This window comes from Marichromatium sp. PS1 (assembly GCF_041155115.1).
GTDB classification, from domain to species: Bacteria; Pseudomonadota; Gammaproteobacteria; order Chromatiales; family Chromatiaceae; genus Marichromatium; species Marichromatium gracile.
Map to the genome: position 1 here is coordinate 1,647,265 of NZ_BAAFHB010000002.1, position 21,013 is coordinate 1,668,277.

At 70.6% G+C, this 21,013-nt stretch carries 17 protein-coding genes; all 17 read left to right on the top strand.

What is annotated here, in order from left to right; genetic code table 11:
• The first annotated feature begins 190 nt into the window (after nucleotides 1-190).
• The 17 genes from ACAM26_RS08880 (at nucleotide 191) to ACAM26_RS08960 (ending at nucleotide 21,013) form a co-directional block, all read left to right on the top strand.
• Nucleotides 191-1,423: an HlyD family secretion protein gene (locus tag ACAM26_RS08880; protein WP_123140361.1), complete on the top strand. Its 1,233-nt coding sequence runs from the start codon at nucleotides 191-193 to the stop codon at nucleotides 1,421-1,423.
• Entirely contained in the window at nucleotides 1,420-4,545 is a 3,126-nt protein-coding gene (locus tag ACAM26_RS08885; RefSeq protein WP_123140360.1) for an efflux RND transporter permease subunit, read from the top strand. Before ACAM26_RS08880 ends, ACAM26_RS08885 begins: the two co-directional genes overlap by 4 nt.
• A 196-nt stretch (nucleotides 4,546-4,741) precedes the next feature.
• Nucleotides 4,742-6,499: an asparagine synthetase B gene (locus tag ACAM26_RS08890; protein ID WP_369613458.1), complete on the top strand. Its 1,758-nt coding sequence runs from the start codon at nucleotides 4,742-4,744 to the stop codon at nucleotides 6,497-6,499.
• Nucleotides 6,492-7,607: a glycosyltransferase family 4 protein gene (locus tag ACAM26_RS08895; protein ID WP_223806091.1), complete on the top strand. Its 1,116-nt coding sequence runs from the start codon at nucleotides 6,492-6,494 to the stop codon at nucleotides 7,605-7,607. The genes ACAM26_RS08890 and ACAM26_RS08895 overlap by 8 nt, the downstream gene beginning before the upstream one ends.
• Nucleotides 7,604-8,878, top strand: a complete 1,275-nt coding sequence (locus ACAM26_RS08900; RefSeq protein ID WP_123140357.1) for a putative O-glycosylation ligase, exosortase A system-associated — start codon at nucleotides 7,604-7,606, stop codon at nucleotides 8,876-8,878. The genes ACAM26_RS08895 and ACAM26_RS08900 overlap by 4 nt, the downstream gene beginning before the upstream one ends.
• Complete coding sequence (locus ACAM26_RS08905) at nucleotides 8,875-10,098, top strand: glycosyl hydrolase (protein ID WP_369613459.1); 1,224 nt, start codon at nucleotides 8,875-8,877, stop codon at nucleotides 10,096-10,098. Before ACAM26_RS08900 ends, ACAM26_RS08905 begins: the two co-directional genes overlap by 4 nt.
• Nucleotides 10,095-11,237, top strand: a complete 1,143-nt coding sequence (locus ACAM26_RS08910) for a glycosyltransferase family 4 protein (protein WP_132229847.1) — start codon at nucleotides 10,095-10,097, stop codon at nucleotides 11,235-11,237. The genes ACAM26_RS08905 and ACAM26_RS08910 overlap by 4 nt, the downstream gene beginning before the upstream one ends.
• A complete protein-coding gene (locus tag ACAM26_RS08915; protein ID WP_369613460.1) occupies nucleotides 11,237-12,640 on the top strand; it encodes a phenylacetate--CoA ligase family protein in 1,404 nt (467 codons plus the stop codon). The genes ACAM26_RS08910 and ACAM26_RS08915 overlap by 1 nt, the downstream gene beginning before the upstream one ends.
• Complete coding sequence (locus ACAM26_RS08920) at nucleotides 12,637-13,857, top strand: prenyltransferase/squalene oxidase repeat-containing protein (protein WP_369613461.1); 1,221 nt, start codon at nucleotides 12,637-12,639, stop codon at nucleotides 13,855-13,857. Before ACAM26_RS08915 ends, ACAM26_RS08920 begins: the two co-directional genes overlap by 4 nt.
• Nucleotides 13,854-14,666 (top strand): formyl transferase, encoded by an 813-nt coding sequence (locus ACAM26_RS08925; protein ID WP_369613462.1) that lies wholly within the window; start codon nucleotides 13,854-13,856, stop codon nucleotides 14,664-14,666. The genes ACAM26_RS08920 and ACAM26_RS08925 overlap by 4 nt, the downstream gene beginning before the upstream one ends.
• A gap of 7 nt (nucleotides 14,667-14,673) precedes the next feature.
• Nucleotides 14,674-15,102, top strand: a complete 429-nt coding sequence (locus ACAM26_RS08930) for a hypothetical protein (protein ID WP_123140351.1) — start codon at nucleotides 14,674-14,676, stop codon at nucleotides 15,100-15,102.
• Nucleotides 15,099-15,953, top strand: a complete 855-nt coding sequence (locus tag ACAM26_RS08935; RefSeq protein ID WP_062277898.1) for an ABC transporter permease — start codon at nucleotides 15,099-15,101, stop codon at nucleotides 15,951-15,953. The genes ACAM26_RS08930 and ACAM26_RS08935 overlap by 4 nt, the downstream gene beginning before the upstream one ends.
• Nucleotides 15,954-16,083: 130 nt before the next feature.
• On the top strand, nucleotides 16,084-17,142 hold the full coding sequence (locus tag ACAM26_RS08940) for a glycosyltransferase (RefSeq protein WP_369613463.1): 1,059 nt from the start codon (nucleotides 16,084-16,086) through the stop codon (nucleotides 17,140-17,142).
• 99 nt (nucleotides 17,143-17,241) lie between these two features.
• On the top strand, nucleotides 17,242-18,336 hold the full coding sequence (locus tag ACAM26_RS08945) for a glycoside hydrolase family 99-like domain-containing protein (RefSeq protein ID WP_223806090.1): 1,095 nt from the start codon (nucleotides 17,242-17,244) through the stop codon (nucleotides 18,334-18,336).
• A gap of 24 nt (nucleotides 18,337-18,360) precedes the next feature.
• Nucleotides 18,361-19,317: a glycosyltransferase gene (locus ACAM26_RS08950; RefSeq protein ID WP_123142563.1), complete on the top strand. Its 957-nt coding sequence runs from the start codon at nucleotides 18,361-18,363 to the stop codon at nucleotides 19,315-19,317.
• Nucleotides 19,314-20,084: a polysaccharide deacetylase family protein gene (locus tag ACAM26_RS08955; protein WP_369613464.1), complete on the top strand. Its 771-nt coding sequence runs from the start codon at nucleotides 19,314-19,316 to the stop codon at nucleotides 20,082-20,084. The genes ACAM26_RS08950 and ACAM26_RS08955 overlap by 4 nt, the downstream gene beginning before the upstream one ends.
• Nucleotides 20,085-20,086: 2 nt before the next feature.
• A complete protein-coding gene (locus ACAM26_RS08960) occupies nucleotides 20,087-21,013 on the top strand; it encodes a glycosyltransferase family 2 protein (protein ID WP_369613465.1) in 927 nt (308 codons plus the stop codon).

Below are 21,013 nucleotides of genomic sequence, written 5' to 3' on the forward strand. Positions count from 1 at the left end.
TGCCCTGATCTGGTGGCGGTGGCGGTAATCGTGGAAACAAATGGCATCCACCACATTTGCCGTAGCAGGGTGGCCTGCGCCTCGGCACAATGCCCCTCCCGGGGGTGAGACCGCCCGCCGGCCTGGTCATCGTCGCCCCGGGCGCCGATGACGGCGCATCCAACCCCAGCTCAATCGACCAAGGGACACCGTGAATCGTCTGCTCAAGTTGTTGCTGCCCGTCCTGATCCTCGCCGTCGGTTTCGGTGTCTTCCAGTATCTCAAGCAAACCCGCCCCGATCGCCCGGTCACCGAGACCCGCGAGCGGGTCTGGCGGGTGGCGCTGGAGCCGCTCGAACCGCGTGCGCTGGCGCCGATGCTCGAACTCTACGGCCAGGTCGAGAACCCCGACCTGCTGCGCGCGGCGGCCTCGGCCTCGGCGCGGGTGGCGCGGGTGCTGGTGCGCGAGGGTGAGCGGGTGGTGCCCGGCCAGCTGCTGCTCGAACTCGATCCGCGCGATCTGGTGCCGGCGCTCGCCCGCACCGGCGCCCAGGTCGCCGAGCTCGAGGCCCAGCTCGAGAGCGAGCGCAACGGTCAGGAGAGCGATCAGGCGGCGCTCGAACAGGAGCGCCGCCTGCTCGAACTCTCCGAGGACGCGGTGGCACGCGCCAAGAGCCTCACCCGCCGTCAGGTCGGCTCGCAGAACGACCTCGACATCGCCGAACAGGACCTGGCCCGTCAGCGTCTGGCGGTGAGCGAACGCAGCATGCGCATCGCCGACTACCCGGCGCGCCGGCGCGCCCTCGAGGCGCGGTTGCAACAGGCCCGTGCCGAGTACGAGGAGGCGCGACTGGCGTTCGCCCGCTCGCGCGTGGTCGCGCCTTACGCCGGGGTGGTCAGCGCGGTGGAGGTCGCTGTGGGCGATCAGGTCAAGACCGACGAGGTGCTGCTCTCGCTCTATCCGCTCGCCGGGCTCGAGGTGCGCGCCCGCATCCCTGCGCCCTATCAGGCCGAGCTTGCCGCCGCGCTGCGCAACGCCGGCTCCTTGCCGGCCTCGGCGCTGGTCGATGGCGGTCGTGTCGGGCTGGTGCTCGAACGGCTCGCCGGCGAGGCCGATCCGAGCGGCATCGACGGGCTCTTCACCCTCACCGAAGGGGCCGAGTGGTTACGTATTGGTCAGATGCTCACGCTGCGCCTGGAGCGTCCGTTGCGCGAGTCGGTGGTGGCGGTGCCCTTCGCCGCGGTCTACGGCGGCAACCGGGTCTATACCTTCGTCGACGGGCGGATGCGCGCGGTCGCGGTGCGCACCCTGGGGAGCTGGTTCGCGCCCGATGGCGAGGAACGGCTGCTGGTCGCGGCGCCCGAACTCGTCTCCGGTGACCAGCTGGTGGTCACCCACATGCCCAACGCCGTCGACGGGCTGCGGGTGGAGGCGCATCAGTGAGCCGGGCGCGTCGGGCAACGGGACATCGCAGCGACCTGATCGGGCTGTTTGCACACCACAAGGTCGCGGCCAACCTGCTGATGGTGATGATGATCCTCAGCGGCATCTTCGCCCTCGATCGGCTCAACATCCAGTTCTTCCCCAACTTCGATCTCGACATCGTCAGCGTCCGGGTGGTGTGGACCGGGGCCAGTGCCGAGGACGTCGAGGATGGCATCACCAACCCGCTCGAGCAGCGTCTGCGTAGCGTCGACGGACTCAGTGACCTGACCTCGACCTCCTCGCAGGGGATCTCGGCGATCACCCTGGAGTTCGACGAGGACACCGACCCGCTGCTCGCGCTCGATCAGGTCAGGCGGCTGGTCGACAACTTCCGCAACCTGCCGCAGGACGCCGAGAAGCCCGAGGTGGCGCTCGCCACCCGCTACGAGACCGTGGCGCGGCTGCTGGTGAGTGGCCCGGATCGCCCCGAGGAGCTGCGTCATCTGGTGCGCCGCTTCGAGTCCGAGCTGCTCGATCGCGGGATCGACAAGGTCGACATCCGCGGGTTGCCGGAGGAGGAGATCAGCATCGCGGTCGACCACCAGCGTCTCGAGCAGCTCGGCCTGAGCCTGGGGCAGATCGGCGATCGGGTGGCCGCCTTCAGCCGCGATCTGCCGGCCGGTCAGGTCGGTCGCGCCGAGGCCGCGCGCGAGCTGCGCAGCCTCGACAAGCGGCGCGATCCGCTGGAGTTCGCCGACCTGCCGGTGGTGACCGAGGAGGTGCTGCAGATCGATCTCGGCGATGTCTCCGAGATCGAGCGGGTGCCGCGCGACGGTCAGCTGCTGCTCACCGTCGATGGCCGTCCGGCGGTGGAGATGGTGCTGCAGCGCGCCGAGCTCGGCAATTCGCTGGAGGCGGCGCGGGTGCTCGACCAGTGGCTCGCCGACACCCGCCCGACGCTCTCGCCCGGGGTCGAGCTGGTGGTCTACGACGCCGCCTGGCAGTTGATCCGCGACCGCATCATGCTGTTGGTGAGCAACGGCGCCGGGGGCTTGATCCTGGTGGTGGCCATCCTCTTCCTGTTTCTCAGCGGACGGGTGGCCTTCTGGGTCGCCTGGGGCATCCCGGTCTCCTTCATGGCGACCCTGTTCATCCTCTATCTCGCCGGCGGCAGCATCAACATGATGAGCCTGTTCGCGCTGATCATGGCGCTCGGCATCATCGTCGACGATGCCATCGTCGTCGGCGAGGACGCCCAGGCCCATCACCAGATGGGCGAGGATCCGCTGCTCGCCGCCGAGGGCGGGGTGCGGCGGATGCTCGCCCCGGTGCTCGCCTCGTCGTTGACCACCATCGCCGCCTTCCTGCCGCTGATGCTCGTTGGCGGGATCATCGGCAACATCCTCGGCGCCATCCCGCTGGTGGTGGTGGCGGTGATCCTCTCCTCGCTGCTCGAGAGCATGCTGGTGCTGCCCGGGCACCTGCGCGGGGCCTTCGTCCACGCCCATCGCACCCAGCCGGGGTCGTTGCGCGCGCGTCTCGACCGCGGCTTCGAGCGGCTGCGCGACGAGTTCTTCCGCCCGCTGGTGACGCACGCCGTGGAGCACCGCTTCGCCACCATCAGCGCGGCGGTGGCGCTGTTGATGATCGCCGTCGGCCTGCTCGCCGGGGGGCGCATGACCTTCGTCTTCTTCCCCACGCCCGAGAGTCAGATCATCAATGCCAATGTGACCTTCGTCGCCGGCACGCCGCGCGCGCGCGTCGATGACTTCCTCGAACATCTCGACCACACCCTGCGCGAGACCGAGGCGAGCTTCGATCAGGGGCGGCTGGTCAACCTGGCCATCGCGCTGCACGGCAGCAAGCCCGAGAGCGCCGGCTCGACCGCCGATCAGCTCGGCGGGCTGCGCGTCGAGCTCACCCCGACCGATGCGCGCACGGTGCGCAACGCCGAGTTCATCCGCGCCTGGCGCGCGCGCATCGAGCAGCCGCCGGGGCTGGAGTCCTTCACCATCACCTCGCGCCGGGCCGGACCGCCGGGGCGTGATCTCACGGTGCGTCTCAACGGTGCCGAGGCCGAGACCCTCAAGGAGGCCGCGCTGGCGCTCTCCGAGGCGCTCAAGGGCATGCCCGGGGTCGGTGAGGTGGAGGACGACATGGCCTATGGGCGCGAGCAGATCATCTATCGGCTCTCGCCGGCGGGCGAGGCGCTGGGGCTGACCGTCGAGGACCTGGGGCGCCAGCTGCGCAACGCCTTCGACGGCCAGCTGGTACAGATCTTCCAGGACGGCGCCGACGAGGTCGAGGTGCGGGTGCGGTTGCCGCGCGCCGAGCGCGACCAGCTCGGCGCGCTCTATCGCTTCAACGTGCGTCTGCCCGACGGTTCGGCGGTGCCGCTGAGCGCGGTGGCCGAGTGGGATTCGCGCCGTGGCTTCGAGATCCTGCGTCATGCCGGCGGCAAGCTCGCCGTCGAGGTCTCGGCCGATGTCGACTCCGAGGTCAGCGAGGTCGGCGCGGTGCTCGAGTCGCTCGCTGCCGGGCCCTTGCCCGAGCTGCAGCGTCTCCACGGTATCAGCTACTCGTTCGAGGGACGCTCGGCCGATCAGCGCGAGACCCTGGGGGACATGCGCAAGGGCCTGCTGCTCGGGCTGATCCTGATCTATATCATCCTCGCCTGGGTGTTCGCCTCCTACGGCTGGCCGCTGGTGGTGATGGCCGCCATCCCCTTCGGTCTGACCGGGGCGCTGTTCGGGCACTGGTTGATCGACATCGACGTCACCATCCTGTCGCTGTTCGGCATGTTCGGCCTCTCCGGGATCGTGATCAACGATTCGATCATCCTGGTGAAGTTCTATCAGCAGTTGATCGACCAGGGGCTGGGGCGCCAGGACGCCCTGGTCGAGGCTGCCTGTCAGCGTCTGCGCGCGGTGTTGCTGACCAGTCTGACCACGGTCGCCGGGCTGATGCCACTGCTCTTCGAGACCTCGGTTCAGGCCCAGTTCCTGATCCCGATGGCGACCTCGATCGCCTTCGGTCTGGCCTTCGCGACCCTGTTGGTGTTGCTGGTGATCCCGGCGCTGCTGTCGGTGCACGAGAGCATCCATGCCCGGTTGCAGGCGCTGCGCGTGCGGCCCGCCTGAGCACGCTGCGTTTGCCAAGGACGAGGCCAGGGCAGTAGGCTTCGGCCATCATCCCCGTGACGCCGGTTGCGGCGTGACTGGGGATTCGGGGTGAAGCGGTCTGGTGATGCGAAGGGATCGAACCATGCAGCAGTGTTGCGGTTGGATGCCGGCCGAGCAACGGCCGGTGGCGGAGATTCAGGGAAGTCTTGCGACCATGCTCGAGGGCAGTGCCGCCGAGGTGGCGCAGCGCTGTGTTGCCGAGGGTGGGTTTGCGGGTCGGGCCGGGGCCGATCTGGCCGAGTCGGACGGCCTGCTTGTGCTGATCGTCGGTCGTCCACGCAGTGCGCATGATTCCGCTCCGGTCACCGCGCGCGCGCTGCTCGCGCGCTGGCAGGAGCGGGGCAGGGCGCTGCTCGGTGAGCTGCACGGACCCTTCGCGCTGGCCGTGCTCGATCGCCGCCGCCGCACCCTGACCCTGGCGATCGATCGGCTCGGTATCCATTCCCTGGCCTTCGCCGTCGGGCCTCAGGGCGCCGTCTTCGCCACCCGCGCCGACCGGGTCGCCGCCCACCCCGAGGTGGCCGCCGCGCTCTCGCCCCAGGGGCTGTTTCACTATCTCTACTTCTACCAGGTGCCGGCGCCGGGGACGGTGTTCCACGGCGTCGAGAAGCTGCTGCCGGCCGAGTGGGTCGAGATCGACGCCTGCGGCGGGGTGGCGCGCGGTTTCTACTGGCGTCTGGCCTATCGCGACGCGCCCCGCCACGACTTCGCCGCGCAGCGCGCGCGTTTCCACGGGCTGCTGCGCGAGTCGATGACGCGCGCCCGGGGCGAGGAGGCGGTCGCCGCCTTCCTCTCCGGCGGCACCGACAGCTCCACCGTCGCCGGGGTGCTCACCGAGCTGCAGGGCACGCCGGCGCGCACCTATTCGATCGGTTTCTCCGCCGAGGGTTTCGACGAGATGGAGTACGCGCGGCTCGCCGCCCGCCACTTCGGGCTCGACGCGCGCGAGTACTACCTGACCCCCGACGACGTCCTCGCCACCATCCCGCTGATCGCCACCACCTACGACGAGCCTTTTGCCAACGAATCGGCGGTCTCGGCCTATCACTGCGCGCGTCTGGCCGCGGCGGACGGCTACCGGGTGATGCTCGGCGGCGATGGCGGCGACGAGATCTTCGGCGGCAACGAGCGCTACGCCAAGCAGGGCGTCTTCGAGCTCTACGCCGCGCTGCCGGCGCCGCTGCGTCGCGGGCTGATCGACCCGCTCGCCGCGCTGCCGGGGATGGGAGCCTGGTGGGGCGGGCGCAAGCTGCAGAGCTATGTGCGCCAGGCGCGCATCCCGCTGCCCGAGCGCATGGAGTCCTACAACTTCGTCCACCGCCAGCCGCTCGCCGAGATGTTCACCGCCGATTTCCTCGCCGCGATCGACCCCGAGGCGCCGGCTGCGCTGCTGCGCGATCCCTACAATCGCGCGGCCAGTGACAGCTACATCAATCGCATGCTCCATCTCGACCTCAAGTTCACCCTCGCCGACAACGATCTGCGCAAGGTCTCGGCGATGGCCTCCGCCGCCGGGGTCGAGGTGCGCTATCCGCTGATCGACGACGCCATGGTCGAGTTCTCCGGCGAGGTGCCGCCGGACTGGAAGGTGCGCCGGGGTTATCTGCGCTGGTTCTTCAAGCGCGCGCTCAAGGGCTATCTGCCCGATGCCATCATCGACAAGAGCAAGCACGGCTTCGGCCTGCCGTTCGGGGTCTGGGTGCGCGAGCACGGACCGCTGCGCGAGCGCGTCTCCGATCGTCTCGCCGACAGCCAGCGTCGCGGCTGGCTGCAGCCGGGCTATGTCGAGCGGCTGCGCCGCGCTCACGAGGCCGAGCACGCGACCTATTTCGGCAAGATGCTGTGGGTGCTGGTGACGCTCGAGGAGTGGCTCGATGCCCAGCCCGACCGGGTCGTGCGGCTCCATGACTGAGCCGTCCGGGGCCGACTGTCCCGCGCGCATCGTCCTGATCGGGCCGCTGCCGCCGCCGGCCGGCGGCATGGCCAACCAGACCCGCCAGCTCGCCGAGCTGCTGCGCGCCGAGGGGCTGGCGGTCGAGCTGGTGCAGGTCAACGCCCCCTACCGCCCGGCCTGGGCCGGACGGCTGCCGGTGGTGCGCGCACTGTTCCGCCTGTTGCCCTATCTGTGGCGACTGTGGCGCGCCATGGGCGGTGGCGGGGTGGTGCACCTGATGGCCAACTCCGGCTGGTCCTGGCACCTCTTCGCCGCCCCGGCGCTGCTGATCGCCCGTGTCCGCGGGCTACCGGCGGTGATCAACTATCGCGGCGGCGAGGCACAGACCTTCCTGCGCGCCCAGGCGCGCTGGGTGGTGCCGCTGATGCGTCGCGCCGCGGCCATCGCCGTGCCCTCGGGCTATCTGCGCGCGGTGTTCGCGCCCTACGGCCTGGAGGCCGAGGTGGTGCCCAACATCGTCGATCTCGAACGCTTCGCCGCGCGCGCCGCCGCCGCGCGCCACCCCGAGGCCCCACACCTGGTTGTCACCCGCAACCTCGAGGCGATCTACGACAACACCACCGCGCTGCGCGCCTTCGCGCGCATCCGCGCGCGCTGGCCGGCGGCACGTCTGACCATCGCCGGGACCGGGCCCGAGGCCGCGGCGCTGGCCGCCGAGGCGCGCGCGCTGGGGATCGCCGAGTCGGTGACCTTCAGCGGTCGGCTCGAGCGCGCGGCGATGGCCGCGCTCTATGCCGAGGCCGACCTGATGCTCAACCCCAGCCGGGTCGACAACACCCCCAACTCGGTACTCGAGGCCTGGGCGAGCGGGGTGGCGGTGGTCAGCACCCGCGTCGGCGGGCTGCCCTATCTGGTCGAGGACGGGGTCGATGCCGTGCTGGTCGCCCCGGGTGATCCCGAGGCGCTGGCCGAGGCGGCCTGCGCCCTGCTCGACGATCCGCCGCGCCGCGCCGCGCTGGTCGCCGCCGGGCGGCGCGCGGCCGAGCGCTTCTCCTGGCCGGCGGTGCGACCGCTGTGGCTCGCGCTCTATCGGCGGATCGTCGGCGGGGAGGGGGGCGGCGGGTGAGAGACATCGCCATCACCCTGATCATCTTCGGCCTGTTGCCGGTGATCCTCTCGCGCCCCTATGTCGGCATCCTGGTGTGGTCCTGGCTCGGCTACATGAACCCGCACCGGCTCGCCTGGGGGTTCTCGACCACCATGCCCTTCGCGATGATGGTGGCGCTGGCGACCTTCGCCGCGATGATCGCCTCCAAGGAGCGCCACCCGCTGCCCTGGTCGCGCGAGACCGTGGTGCTGCTGATCCTGGTGCTGTGGATGTTCATGACCACGGCGCTCTCGCTCTATCCCTGGCTGGCCTGGCCGCAGTGGGACAAGGTCTGGCGGATCATGCTGATGACCTATGTCACCCTGATGTTGATCAACGATCCGCAGCGGGTGCGGTTGCTGATCTACGTGATCGCACTCTCGATCGGTTTCTACGGCTTCAAGGGCGGGGTCTTCGTGCTCACCGGCGGTAGCGCCAACTCGGTGCTCGGTCCCCAGGGCAGCTTCATCGAGGATCGCAACTCGCTCGGTCTGGCGATGATCATGACGGTGCCGCTGCTCTATTACATGCGTGCGCAGATGACGCATGTGTGGGCGCGGATCGGGCTGCTGGTCGGTATCGTGCTCACCCTGATCGCCATCGTCGGCACCCATTCGCGCGGCGCGCTGCTCGGGTTGGCGGCGATGATGCTGTTCTTCCTGCTCAAGTCGCGACAGAAGTTCGCCGCCATCCTGGCGATGATCCCGCTGGCGCTGGTGCTGCTCTACGTGATGCCCGAGGAGTGGTTCCAGCGCATGGAGACCATCGAGCACTGGGAGGAGGACGAGTCGGCCTCGGAGCGGGTGCGCGCCTGGCACAACGCCATCGATCTCGCCCAGCACCGCTTCATCGGTGGCGGCATGCGCGCGCTGGTGGTCTGGGGCGGGCGCGACTCGCACAGCATCTATTTCGGCATGCTCGGCGAGCACGGCTGGGTGGGGCTCGGGCTGTTCCTGCTGCTGCTGTTGCTCACCTGGCGCTCGGCGAGCTGGATCATCCGCAACGCCAAGCGCCAGCCCGAACTCCGGTGGGCGCGTGATCTCGCGGCGATGATCCAGGTCAGCCTGGTCGGCTACATGGTCGCCGGCGCCTTCCTCGGGCTGCAGTACTTCGACATGTACTACCACCTGGTGGTGATCGTGGTGATGACCAAGATCCTGGTGCGCCGCGCGCTCGAGCCCGATGGGCCGGCGCGTGCGCCACCGCACGTCCGGCGCGCGCCGGCACCGGCACGGGGGCTGGACCGATGAGCCTGGTGTCGACGCTGGTCGTGCTGCTGCTCTGCGCCTGGTGCGCCATCCTCCTCGTCTATCGTCGGCGTCTGCTGCGGCTGTGGCGCGAGCCGGTGCTCGCCGCCCCGGTGCTGATCATCGAGAGCGACGACTGGGGGCCGGGGCCGGCGTCCCATGTCGCCGCGCTCGAGCGCCTGATCGCGCTGCTCGCGCGTCATCGCGACGCCAGCGGGCAGGCGGCGGTGATGACCATCGGTGCAGTGCTCGCGATCGCCGACACCGCCGCGATCCGCGCCGGCGAGATCAGCTGCTACCGACGTCAGCGGCTGTGCGACAGCGACGGCGCGGCGATGCGCGAAGCGCTGCTCGCCGGGCGCGCGCGCGGGGTGCTCGCGCTCCAGCTCCATGGCATGGAGCACTACTGGCCGCCGAGCCTGCTGACGGTCGCGCGCCGCGATGCCGAGGTCCGCGACTGGCTGGAGACTGCCGCCGGCAGCGATACCGAGCGTCTGCCCTCGGCGCTGCAGAGTCGCTGGACGGATGTCACCACGCTGCCCTCACGCCCGCTGCCCGAGTCCGAGATCCGCGCGGCGGTGGCCGAGGAGGTCGCCTGTTTCGAGACCAGCTTCGGCGCGCGTCCGTTGGTCGCGGTGCCGCCGACCTTCGTCTGGACCGAGCAGGTCGAGCGCGCCTGGGCCGAGGCCGGGGTGCGGGTGATCATCACCCCGGGGCGGCGTCTCACCGGGCGCGACCACGCCGGGCGTCCGGGCGGCTGCGATCGCGACATCCTCAATGGTGAGCGCGGCGCCGGCGGGGTGCGCTATCTGGTGCGCGATCTCTATTTCGAGCCCGCTCTCGGTCACCGCCCCGAGCGGCTGTGCGACGAACTCGCGCGCCACTTCGCGCTGGGGCGCCCGGCGCTGATCGAGACCCACAGGTTCAACTTCACCGGCGAACAGGCCGAGACCGCCTATGCCGCGCTCGAGACGCTGCTCGAACAGGCGCGCGCGCGCTGGCCGGGACTGCGCTTCATGTCCGCCGAGGCGCTCGCCGCGGGCCAGGTGAGGGGCGCAGAGTGGCTGGTGCGCGATCGCGCGCGCCGGCTCGAGGTCTGGCTGCGTCGCGCCGCGCGCGTCGACCGGCTGCGCAAGCTCGCCTGGTCGAGCGGGCTGGCGCTGCCGGCCTGGGCGCTACTGGCGGTCTTGGGCGCGTGGCGCCGAGGAGAGGAACACGGATGACGGATGCACGCTATCTGGTACTGAGCGAGCTGTTCATGCCCACCAAGGGGGGCACAGCGGTGTGGTTCGCCGAGGTCTATCGCCGACTCGGTGGCGCCGGGACCCATATCGTCACCGCGCGGGTGCCGGGCGACGCGGACTACGACCGCACCCAGCCCAACAGCGTCCATCGGGTGACGATGCGCGAGTCGCGCTGGCTGCGCCCGGCCTCGCTGCCGCGCTATCTGGGGCTGTTGCGCGGCGGTCTGGCGGCGATCGCGCGCGCGCGTTTCAGCGCCGTGCACGCCGGTCGGGTGCTGCCCGAGGGGCTGGTCGCCTGGCTGCTGGCGCGACTGATCCGCCGCCCGCTGGTGGTCTACGCCCACGGCGAGGAGATCACCACCTGGTCGCGCTATCCGCGTCGGCTGTGGGCGATGCGCTGGGTCTATCGTCGCGCCGAGCGGGTGGTGGCCAACAGCGACTTCACCCGCGAGCGCCTGCTCGAGCTGGGGGTGCGCCCGGCGCGCATCCGGCTGATCCATCCCGGGGTCGACCTGGCGCGCTTCCACACCGCGATCGACGCCAGCCCGGAGCGCGCCGAGCTGGGGCTCGGCGAGGGCGCGCGGCTGATCCTCTCGGTCGGGCGGCTGAGTCGGCGCAAGGGCTTCGATCGGGTGATCGAGGCACTGCCCGCGCTGCGCGCGCAGGGGCTCGACGTCCATTACGCGGTGATCGGCATCGGCGAGGACCAGCACTATCTGGAGACGCTCGCCGCGCGTCACGGCTGCGCCGAGCGCGTCCATCTGCTCGGTCACGTCGCCCCCGAGGCGCTGCCGTGCTGGTACGCCGCGGCCGATCTGTTCGCCATGCCCAACCGCGAGATCGACGGCGACACCGAGGGCTTCGGCATGGTCTTTCTCGAGGCCGCCGCCTGCGGCACGCCTTCACTCGCCGGGCGCGCCGGTGGCACCGGTGCGGCGGTGCTCGACGGCGAGACCGGCCTCAGGGTCGAGGGCGCCGACGCCGAGGCGGTGAGCGCCGCGTTGGCGCGGTTGCTCGGCGATCCGCTGTTGCTCGCGCGCATGGGCGAGGCGGCCGCCGCCCGCGCCCATGCCGCGTTCTCCTGGGAGCGGGTCGCCGAGCTGACCCGGACACTGTGATGATCAAGACACCCGCAGCACTCTCGCGCCGACTGGTCTATCCGCTCCAGGAACGGCTGCTGGGACGCCCGACCTTCGCCATGCTCGACGAGCTGGAGCAGAGCCAGTGGTTGTCGCGCGAGGCCATCGAGACCTTGCAGCGGCGCCGGCTCGCGCGGCTGCTCGGCATCGCCAATGGCCACTGTCCCTGGCATGCCGAGCGGCTGGCGGCGGTCGGTCTCGGCGCGGTCGATGCCGCCACCGAGCTCACCCCCGAGGACCTCGCGCGCATCCCGACGATGGACAGGCGCGATGCCCAGCTCGCCGGCGAGCGGATGCGCTGGAGCGGGGTGCCGGGCGGGGCGCAGCCCTACAACACCGGCGGGTCGAGCGGTACGCCGCTGCGTTTCGTGTTCGGTCGCGCGCGTCAGGCCGCCGACGCGGCGGGGCGGATGCGGGCGCGACGCTGGTGGGGGGTGGAGGTCGGCGACCCCGAGGTCTATCTCTGGGGCGCGCCGGTCGAACTCTCGCGGACCGATCACGTCAAGCAGCTGCGCGATCGTCTGCTCAACCAGCTGGTGCTCGACGCCTTCGCCATGTCGACGGCCAACATGGACCGTTATCTCGTCGCGCTCGAGCGTTTCGACCCGGCCTGTATCTACGGCTATGCCAGCAGCCTGGCGCTGCTCGCCGAGCATGCCCGGGCGCGGCGTCGCATCCCCCGGTTGCGCGCCCTGCGGGTGGTCTGCGCCACCGGTGAGCCGCTCTATCCGCATCAGCGTGATATCATACGCGACGTGTTCGGCGTGCCCGTGGCCAACGAGTTCGGCAGTCGCGATATCGGCTTCACCGCGCACCAGACGCCCGCCGGTCAGCTGTTGCTGCTGAGCGAGGGGCTGATCCTCGAGGTGCTCGACGATGCCGGGCGCGCGGTGGCCCCGGGTGAGGCGGGCGAGGCGGTGATCACCGGGCTCTGCTCCGAGGCCCAGCCCTTCATCCGCTACCGCACCGGCGATCGGGTGCGGTTGAGCGCCGAACCCTGCCGCGCCGGGCGCGGGCTGCACGTGATCGACGCGGTGCTGGGGCGCTCGACCGACTTCGTGGTCAAGCCCGACGGCACGGTGATGCACGCCCTGGCGGTGATCTACATCCTGCGCGCGGTCGAGGGGGTGGCCGAGTTCAAGGTCATCCAGCACGCGCTCGATGTCATCGAGGTCCAGCTGGTGACCAACGCGCGCTGGCGCGAGGCCTCGCGCCAGACCATCCTCGCCGCCTTCGCCGAGCGGCTCGGCGCGACGGTGCGGGTCGATATCGAGCAGATCGCAGCGATCGCCCCGGAGGCCTCGGGCAAGCATCGCTATGTCGTCAGTCGGGTCTCGCCGCCGTTCGGTGGGGCCGTGGAGAATGAGGAGTCCAGTCGATGACATCCCCGCTCACCCTGCTGGGGCTGCCCAGGCGTTACCGGTTGTGGCGTCCGACCCATCTGCGCCTGATCGCCGCCGATCTGCTGCGCCCCGCCGCCCAGTCCCCGCGCGACCGGCGCGCGCACCTGAGCGCGGCGATCGACTGGCTGTGCCGCGCCCAGGACCGACGCGACGGGTGCGCCGACGCCGGCGGGGTCTCGGCCGGGTGGAGCTTCGAGGACGGCTGGCTGCCGAGCTATCCCGAGACCAGCGGCTATATCGTCGAGACCCTGCTCGCCGCCGCGCGGGTGCTCGATCGCCCCGAGCTGACCGCGCGCGCCGGGCGCATCCTCGACTGGGAGCTGGGGCTGCAGTTGCCCGACGGCGCCTTCCCCGGACACTTCGGCGAGCCCGGCAGCACCCCGGTGATCTTCAACACCGGCCAGATCATGCACGGCCTGCTCGCCGGTCATCAGCAGCTCGGTCGCGACGACTGTCTCGCCGCGGCGGTGCGCGCGGCGCACTGGATGGTCGAGCGTCAGGACCCCGATGGCTGCTGGCGGCGCAGCGTGCACAACGCCATCCCCCACGTCTACAACACCCGCGCCGCCTGGGCGTTGCTGCGCACCGGGCTGGCCAGCGGCGAGCCGGGGCTGGTCGAGGCGGCGCTGGCCAACCTGCGCTGGGCGCGCTCGCAGGCGAGCCCCAGCGGCTGGTGGCGCGAGAACGCCTTCCGTCGCGGCGAGGCGCCCTTCACCCACAACATCGCCTATGCCATGCGCGGCCTGCTCGAGGGCGGGGTACTCGCGGGCGACCCCGAACTGGTCGAGTCGGCGGCCTGCGCGGCACGGGCGCTGGTGCGCGCGCAGCGCGCCGACGGCTGGATCGCCGGCGCCTTCGCCGAGGACTGGCGACCGGCGGCGCGCTACAGCTGTCTGACCGGGGTCGCGCAGATCGTGCTCAACTGGCAGCGGCTCGAGCAGCTCGGGGTCGTCGGCGCGTGGCGCGAACCGATCGAGCGCTCGCTGGGGTTCCTCGCGCGCAACCAGCGTCTGCGCGGCGACGGCGCACCGGACGACGGCGCGCTGGCAGGCTCGCTGCCGATCTGGGGTCGCTATTCGCGCTTCGAGTACCCCAACTGGGCGACCAAGTTCCTCGCCGATGCGCTGATCATGGCCTGCTCCGACGAGGTCGTGCCGCCGCTGCCCGAGCGCGCGTCGGTGGAGGCCGGGGCATGAGCGGGCCGCGCGTCATGGTGCTCTGCGGGCGCTCGCCGCGCCACCTCCACCTGGCCAACCGGCTGTGCGCCTGCGCCGAGGTCTGCGCCGTGGTCCACGAGGCGCCGACCCAGTGGACGCGCGAGAAGCTGCTGCGCAACCTGCGCCCGGCGGTGGCCGGACGCAAGGCGTGGCGCTGGCTGCGCGATCGTCGTCGTTACAGCGGCAACCCCGAGGCGCGCTTCTTCTTCGGCGAGGCCGCGCCGGCGCTCGCGCGGCCCGAGCTGGCGCACGAGGTGCCGAGCGTCAGCGACCCGGCGCTGCTCGCGCTCGCCGAGCGGCTGGCGCCCGAGCTGATCTGTGTCTTCGGCACCAGCCTGATTCGTGGTCCGCTGCTCGAGCGCTACCCGCTGATCAATCTGCACGGCGGGCTCTCGCCCGAGTATCGCGGCGCCGACTGTACCTTCTGGGCGCTGCACAACGGCGAGCCCGAGCAGGTCGGCTGCACCCTGCACTTCATCGACCAGGGGATCGACACCGGACGGCTGATCGCCCATGTCAGCCCCGAGGTCCGTCCCGACGACGACGAGCTGACGCTGTTCTGGCGCGGGGTGCGCGACAGCGCCGAGGTCTATTGCGAGGCGCTCGCGCGCTGGCGCGCCGGTACCCTGTCGGGGACGGTGCAGCCGGGGCGAGGGCGGCTCTATCAGGTGCGCGACCGCAGCTGGAGGGCCGAGCGCGCGCTGGCGCGCCGCCTGGCGCGTGCGCCGCTGCCGGCGTTGCCGGCGCGGGTGCGCTGGTTCGAGGCCGCCGCGCCCAGTGAACAATGAGGATGTCATGAAGAGGATCGATCAGGTGAGCGAGACGAGTCGGGATCGGGCCGCGGCGCTGCTCGGCGCGGGGCTGCTGTTGCTCGGCGCCGTGCTGCTGGCGCCGTCCCCGGTGCGCGCTGCCGAGCCGACGGCGCTGGAGATCGTGATGTTGCCGCCCTATTGCCAGGCGCGACTGAGCGGTGATCGGGCGGCGATGGAGCAGTGGAGTGCGGCGCTCGGCAAGGAGGTCCATCTGCACATCCACCACTATTGTTACGGCTTGGTCTACGTCAATCGCGCCAACCAGACCTTTGAGCAGCGCAAGCGACGCTATCTGCTCAATCAGGCGATCAGTGAGTTCGACTATGTGCTCAAGCGCTGGCCGCCGACCTCGACGCTCTATGCCGAGGCCCAGGGGCAGAAGGCGCTGGCGCAGATGCTGGAGCAGCCATGAGCGAAACGGCGGGGCAGCCTGGAGCGCAGGCACGGGTGTCGGTATGGCGCGAGCTCTACGCCTATCGCGAGCTGATGCTGACCCTCGCCTGGAAGAACGTCATCGTGCGCTACAAGCAGGCCTATCTCGGTCTGGTGTGGGCGGTGCTCAAGCCGTTGCTGCTGATGCTGATCTTCAGCGTGGTCAAGGGGTTTGTCGGCATCGAGACCGGCGGCATCCCCTATCCGGTGCTCGCCTTCGCCGCACTGATGCCCTGGATCCTGTTCCAGGAGTCGGCCTCCGAGGGGGTCAACAGCGTTGTCGGCAACGCCGCGCTGATCCGCAAGATCTACTTCCCGCGCGAGATCTTCCCGATCACCGCGACCCTGACCAAGCTCATCGAGCTGTTGATCAGCTTCGCCATCCTCGCCGCGCTGATGGCCTACTACCAGATGGCCCCGACCTGGCAGGTGCTGTGGGTGCCGCTGATCATCGCCTATACCCTGCTCGCGGCACTGATCATCAGCCTGGTCGGCTCGGCGATCAACGTCTACTACCGTGACATCGGGGTGGCGCTGCCGGTGTTGCTGCAGATCGCGATGTATCTCTCGCCGGTGATCTATCCGCTGTCGCTGGTCAAGCAGCGTCTGCTCGAGGACCAGGCCGCCGGCGCCTGGTCGGACTGGCTCTACCTGATCTACACCCTCAATCCGCTGGCCGGGATCATCGACGCCTTCCAGCGCACCATGCTCCACGGCCAGGCCCCCGACCTCGCCAGCCTGTGGCCGGGCATGCTGCTGACGGCGCTGCTGCTGCCGCTCTCCTACCGGCTGTTCAAGCGCGCCGAGTCGCGTTTCGCCGACGTGATCTGAGCCATGCAGGCCCCTCAGGTCATCACCCGGCACCCATCCCGCGCGCGCCCCGAGCGGCGCGGCGCGGGGCACTCCCTTGCCACCCAGGCGCCGCGGCACGGCCGCGGCGCGGACGACCCCGTGGACCCACATGGCCATCTACTATCTCTGTCCTGAGCACCGCCACCCGGTCGGTGGCGTGCGGGTGATCTATCGCCATGTCGACATCCTCAACGCCCACGGCATCCCGGCCTACGTGGTGCATCGCACCCCGGGTTTCCGCACCGACTGGTTCGACAACGACACCGCCATCGTCTACTGGCGCGAGACCCGCGTCGAGCGCCTGCTGGCGCGGCTGCGCCGTCGGTTGCTCCCGGAGGCGGTGATCGAGCTGCCGATCCGTGGCGGGCGCGCCGCGAGGATCGGCGCCGGGGACATCCTGGTGGTGCCGGAGATCTACGGCCCGGACCTGGCCGCCGCCCAGGGGCGCGGTATCCCCAAGGTGGTGCTCAACCAGAACTGCTATCTCACCTTCAACGGTTATTCGCTCGATCCGGAGCGGCGCATCACCCCCTACCAGCACCCCGACGTGCTGGCGACCCTGGTCAACTCGGAGGACGGTGAGGACTATCTCCGCCATGCCTTCCCCGCGCTCGCGCTGCACCGCTTCCGCCTCTCGATCGACCCCGAGCGCTTCGCCTATCGCGGCGAGAAGCGACGCCAGCTCTGCTTCTCCTGCATCAAGAACCGCGCCGACGCGATGCAGGTGATCAACATCCTCAAGTTTCGCGACGCGCTGCGCGGTTTCGAGGTGGTGCCCTTCATCAACCGGCCACAGCACGAGGTGGCGCGGATCTACCAGGACTCGGCGCTGTTCCTGAGCTTCGGCTATCCCGAGGGTTTTGGCCTGCCGGCGGCCGAGGCGATGGCCTGCGGCTGCGTGGTGGTCGGGTTCCACGGCGGCGGCGGGCGCGAGTTCTTCCGCCCCGAGTTCTCCTATCCGATCGAGCAGGGCGACGTCCTCGGCTTAGCCCGCACCGTCGAGCGGGTGATCGAGGGGCTCGACCGCGACCCCGAGACCTTCGCCGCCAAGGGGCGCGCGGCCTCCGAGTTCATCCATGCGCACTATGCCCCGGAGCGTGAGGGCGCCGAGGTGCTCGGCGCCTGGCGCGCGATCCTCGAGCGCGCCGGACAGGTGGGCGGGGCATGAGTCGTCGCGTCGGCGTGCGCCGCGCGACCCGCAATCCGCGTCCGTGGTGACGGGCGCCAAGGAGTCGATGACGATGAGGCCAGCAAGCAGCACCGAGCGATGCCGGGGGCGGGCGCGATGAAGGCGCGGATGATCGCCTTCCACCTGCCGCAGTTCCACCCGACCCCGGAGAACGACGCCTGGTGGGGCAAGGGGTTCACCGAGTGGACCAATGTCGCCCGCGCCGCGCGGCTCTACCCCGGCCACTACCAGCCGCACGTACCCGCCGACCTCGGTTTCTACGACCTGCGCCTGCCCGAGGCGCGCCAGGCCCAGGCCGATCTCGCCCGTGCCCACGGTATCGAGGGCTTTTGCTACTACCACTACTGGTTCGGCGGACGGCGTATCCTCGAGCGCCCGGTCGAGGCCATCCTTGCCTCCGGCGAGCCCGACTTCCCCTTCTGTCTGTGCTGGGCGAACCACAGCTGGAACACCGCCTGGCAGGGCACCGACTCGACCCTGATCGAGCAGGTCTATCCCGGCTGGGACGACCATGGCGCGCACTTCGACTGGCTGTTGCGCGCCTTCACCGATCCGCGCTATCTCAAGGTCGACGGCAAGCCGATCTTCGTCATCTACAAGCCCGATCTGATCCCCGACGTCGCCGCGGTGATCGCCTTCTGGCGCCAGCGCGCCGAGCGCGCCGGGCTGCCCGGGCTGCATCTGATCGGGGTGTCGCACCGCAGCGAGCGCTGGGACCCGCGCGAGCGCGGGCTCGACGCCTCGACCATGCAGGTGCTGCCGCAGCGCGACGGGCGCATCCCGCGGCGCTATCTCGGGCTCAAGCTGCGCCTGGCGCTGCGCGGCAACCGTCACCAGCTGACCATCTGGGACTACGAGGAGATGCGCCCGAGCCTGCTGCGCAGCCGTCCCGCGCCCTGGCGCGACTATCCGCTGGTGTTGCCCAACTGGGACAACACGCCGCGCTCCGGGATGCGCGGTCTGGTGCTCCACGGGGCGACCCCGGAGCGCTTCCGCCCGCACCTGCGCGAGGCCATCGCGCGGGTCGCCGAGCATCCGCCAGAGGAGCGCATCGTCTTCCTCAAGGCCTGGAACGAATGGGCCGAGGGCAACCATGTGGAACCCGACCAGCGCTTCGGTACCGGCTGGCTGGAGGTGATCCGCGAGGAGCTCGCGGCGCCGTCCGCGACCTGAACCCCGACCCTGGAGCCCCGAACGATGCAGCCGAACGCGCCTGACGGCATCTCCGTCATCATGCCCTGCTACAACTGCGCGCGCTTCGTCGCCGAGGCGGTCGACAGCGTGCTCGCCCAGACCCATCCGGCGGTGGAGCTGATCGTGGTCGACGACGGCTCGAGCGATGACTCGCTGCGCATCCTCGAGGGCTATGGGGCGCGCATCCGGTTGTTGCGCCAGCCCAATCGCGGCCCCTATGTGGCGCGCAACCTCGCCCTGCGTCATGCCGAGGGGCGTTATCTGGCCTTCCTCGACGCCGATGACTGGTGGCTGCCGGAGACCCTGGAGCGTCTCCATCGCGCGCTGCGCGAGGCCGAGGCGGATATCGCCTACTGCGGCTGGCAGAACGTCGGCGAGGGGATACGCGCCGCGCCCCACGTGCCGCCCGAGCGTGATCGCCGCGCGCTGCTCGAGCACGCGGTGCGCAGCTGTCCCTGGCCGATCCATGGCGTGCTGGTGCGGAGCGCACTGGTGCAGGGAGTCGGCGGTTTCTCCGAGCGTCGTCGTACCGCGATGGACTACGATCTGTGGCTGCGCCTGCTGGGGCTCACCGACCGGGTGGTGCGGGTACCCGAGGTGCTCGCCTTCTATCGCTGGCACGACAGCGGCCAGATCTCCGCGGTGAAGTGGCGTCAGGTGCTCGATGCCTGGGAGGTGCAGCGACGCTTCGTCGCCGAGCACCCGGGGCTGCTCGACTGGATCCCGGCGCGCCGGTTGCGTGCGCTGATCGACGATCAGTTGCGCGACCAGGCCTATCGCGCACTGTGGCGGCGCGATCTGGTCTCGGCGCAGCGGCTGTTCCGCCATGCCTTGCGGGTCGGTGCGCTGGGGCGCGGCGATATTGTCCATGCCCTCGGCGCGCTGCTGCCCGGTTCGCTTTATCGTGCCCTGATCGGGGCGCGTGACCGGGGGCAGCCGGCGCCCGGGGGTGAGTCGTGAGCGCAGGGGCCGAGCGTTGTCCGGTATTGATGTATCACCGGGTCGATCTGCCCGGGTCGCGATTCTGCGTCCCCCCGGCGCGTTTCGCCGCGCAGCTGCGCGCGCTGGCCCGCGCCGGTTTCCGGGCCGTCACCCTGGAGCACTTCACCGCCTGGCTGGCGGGTGAGACGCGGCTCGAGCCGGGGGACTTCCTGCTGACTTTCGATGACGGCTATCGCGACCTCCATCACCATGTCCTGCCGGTGTTGCGCGAACTCGACTGGCCCGGCGTGGTGTTCCTGGTCAGCGACCGGATCGGCGGCGAGAGCCGCTGGGCGACGGATGATGAGGCGCGACCGGTCTATCCGCTGCTCGATGCCGCGATGATCGCCACGCTGCGTGCCCACGGGGTGAGCTTCCAGTCGCACTCGCGCACCCATCCGCGGCTCACCGCGCTCGACGCGACGGCGCTCGCCGATGAGTTGGCGGGTTCGCGCGTGCGGCTCGAGGCCCTGCTCGACGAGCCGGTCGAGGCGCTCGCCTATCCCTTCGGCGCGGTCGACGAGCGGGTGGCCGAGGCCGCGCGCGCCGCCGGCTATCGTCTCGCCTTCTCCACCCGCAGCGGTTTCAACCGTCGCGGCGAGGACCGTTGGAGGCTGCGGCGCATCGATGTCCACGGCGACGACAGCCCGCGGATGCTGCTGCGCAAGGTCCGCCTCGGCACCAACGACGGCGGGCTGATGCCCCTGGTTCGCTACTATCTGCGCCGTTTACTCGGCAAGGTCTGATCATGGACGCCTCGATCATCGTCTGTACCTACAACCGCGCCGACTCCCTGGCCGAGACCCTCGACGCCCTGGCGGCACTGCGTACGCCGCCGGGGTGCGACTGGGAGGTGGTGGTGGTCGACAACAACTCCAGCGATCACACCGCCGCGTTGCTGCGCGAGCGCACGGCGGGCTGGTCGCGGCTGCGCGCGGTCAGCGAGCCGCGTCAGGGGCTCTCCCATGCGCGCAACCAGGGCATCGCCAGCGCCCGGGGCGAGGTGCTGCTGTTCACCGACGATGATGTGCTGCCCGAGCCCGACTGGCTCGAGCAGGTGCTCGACGGGCTCGAGCGCGAGCGGGCGGACGCCTGCGGCGGCTATATCGCGCCGATCTGGGAGCGACCGCCGCCGTCCTGGCTGAGCGCGCGTTTCCACGGCTTCCTCGCAGTCCGCATGGACGAGCGAGGCCCCTTCGTCTTCAACCCCGGCGACTCGCCCCCCTATGGCGCCAACATGGCCTTCCGCCGCGCGGTGTTCGAGCGCGTCGGCGGGTTCGACGTGAACCGCGGGCGCAAGGGCGCGGTGCTCGCCAGCGGTGAGGACGGCGAGCTGTTCGAGCGGGTGCTGGCCGCCGGGATGCGGGTGGTGTGGCTGCCGCGGGCGCGGGTCCATCACAAGGTCGAGGCCTTCCGTCTCGAACGGCGCTATTTCCGCCGCTGGCGCTACCAGAACAGTCGCAACCTCGCCCAGGCGCGGGGACTGCCCGGGGGGCGCCGGCTGCTCGGCGTGCCGCTCTATGTGCTGCCGCAACTCGCGCGCGCGGTCGGTCGCTGGTTGTTGGCGCTCGCCACCGCGCCGGCCGACGAGACCTTCAGGCGCGAGATCCTGATCCATCACTTCCTCGGTACCATCCACGGGCTCTACGACACCCGCGCGCGCGGCCACGAGTGA

Coding starts and splice junctions, on each gene's coding strand:
- ACAM26_RS08890 (WP_369613458.1), top strand. CDS start 4,742: ATGCTCGAGGGCAGTGCCGCCGAGGTGGCGCAGCGCTGTGTTGCCGAG.
- ACAM26_RS08895 (WP_223806091.1), top strand. CDS start 6,492: ATGACTGAGCCGTCCGGGGCCGACTGTCCCGCGCGCATCGTCCTGATC.
- ACAM26_RS08905 (WP_369613459.1), top strand. CDS start 8,875: ATGAGCCTGGTGTCGACGCTGGTCGTGCTGCTGCTCTGCGCCTGGTGC.
- ACAM26_RS08910 (WP_132229847.1), top strand. CDS start 10,095: ATGACGGATGCACGCTATCTGGTACTGAGCGAGCTGTTCATGCCCACC.
- ACAM26_RS08915 (WP_369613460.1), top strand. CDS start 11,237: ATGATCAAGACACCCGCAGCACTCTCGCGCCGACTGGTCTATCCGCTC.
- ACAM26_RS08920 (WP_369613461.1), top strand. CDS start 12,637: ATGACATCCCCGCTCACCCTGCTGGGGCTGCCCAGGCGTTACCGGTTG.
- ACAM26_RS08925 (WP_369613462.1), top strand. CDS start 13,854: ATGAGCGGGCCGCGCGTCATGGTGCTCTGCGGGCGCTCGCCGCGCCAC.
- ACAM26_RS08930 (WP_123140351.1), top strand. CDS start 14,674: ATGAAGAGGATCGATCAGGTGAGCGAGACGAGTCGGGATCGGGCCGCG.
- ACAM26_RS08935 (WP_062277898.1), top strand. CDS start 15,099: ATGAGCGAAACGGCGGGGCAGCCTGGAGCGCAGGCACGGGTGTCGGTA.
- ACAM26_RS08940 (WP_369613463.1), top strand. CDS start 16,084: ATGGCCATCTACTATCTCTGTCCTGAGCACCGCCACCCGGTCGGTGGC.
- ACAM26_RS08945 (WP_223806090.1), top strand. CDS start 17,242: ATGCCGGGGGCGGGCGCGATGAAGGCGCGGATGATCGCCTTCCACCTG.
- ACAM26_RS08950 (WP_123142563.1), top strand. CDS start 18,361: ATGCAGCCGAACGCGCCTGACGGCATCTCCGTCATCATGCCCTGCTAC.
- ACAM26_RS08960 (WP_369613465.1), top strand. CDS start 20,087: ATGGACGCCTCGATCATCGTCTGTACCTACAACCGCGCCGACTCCCTG.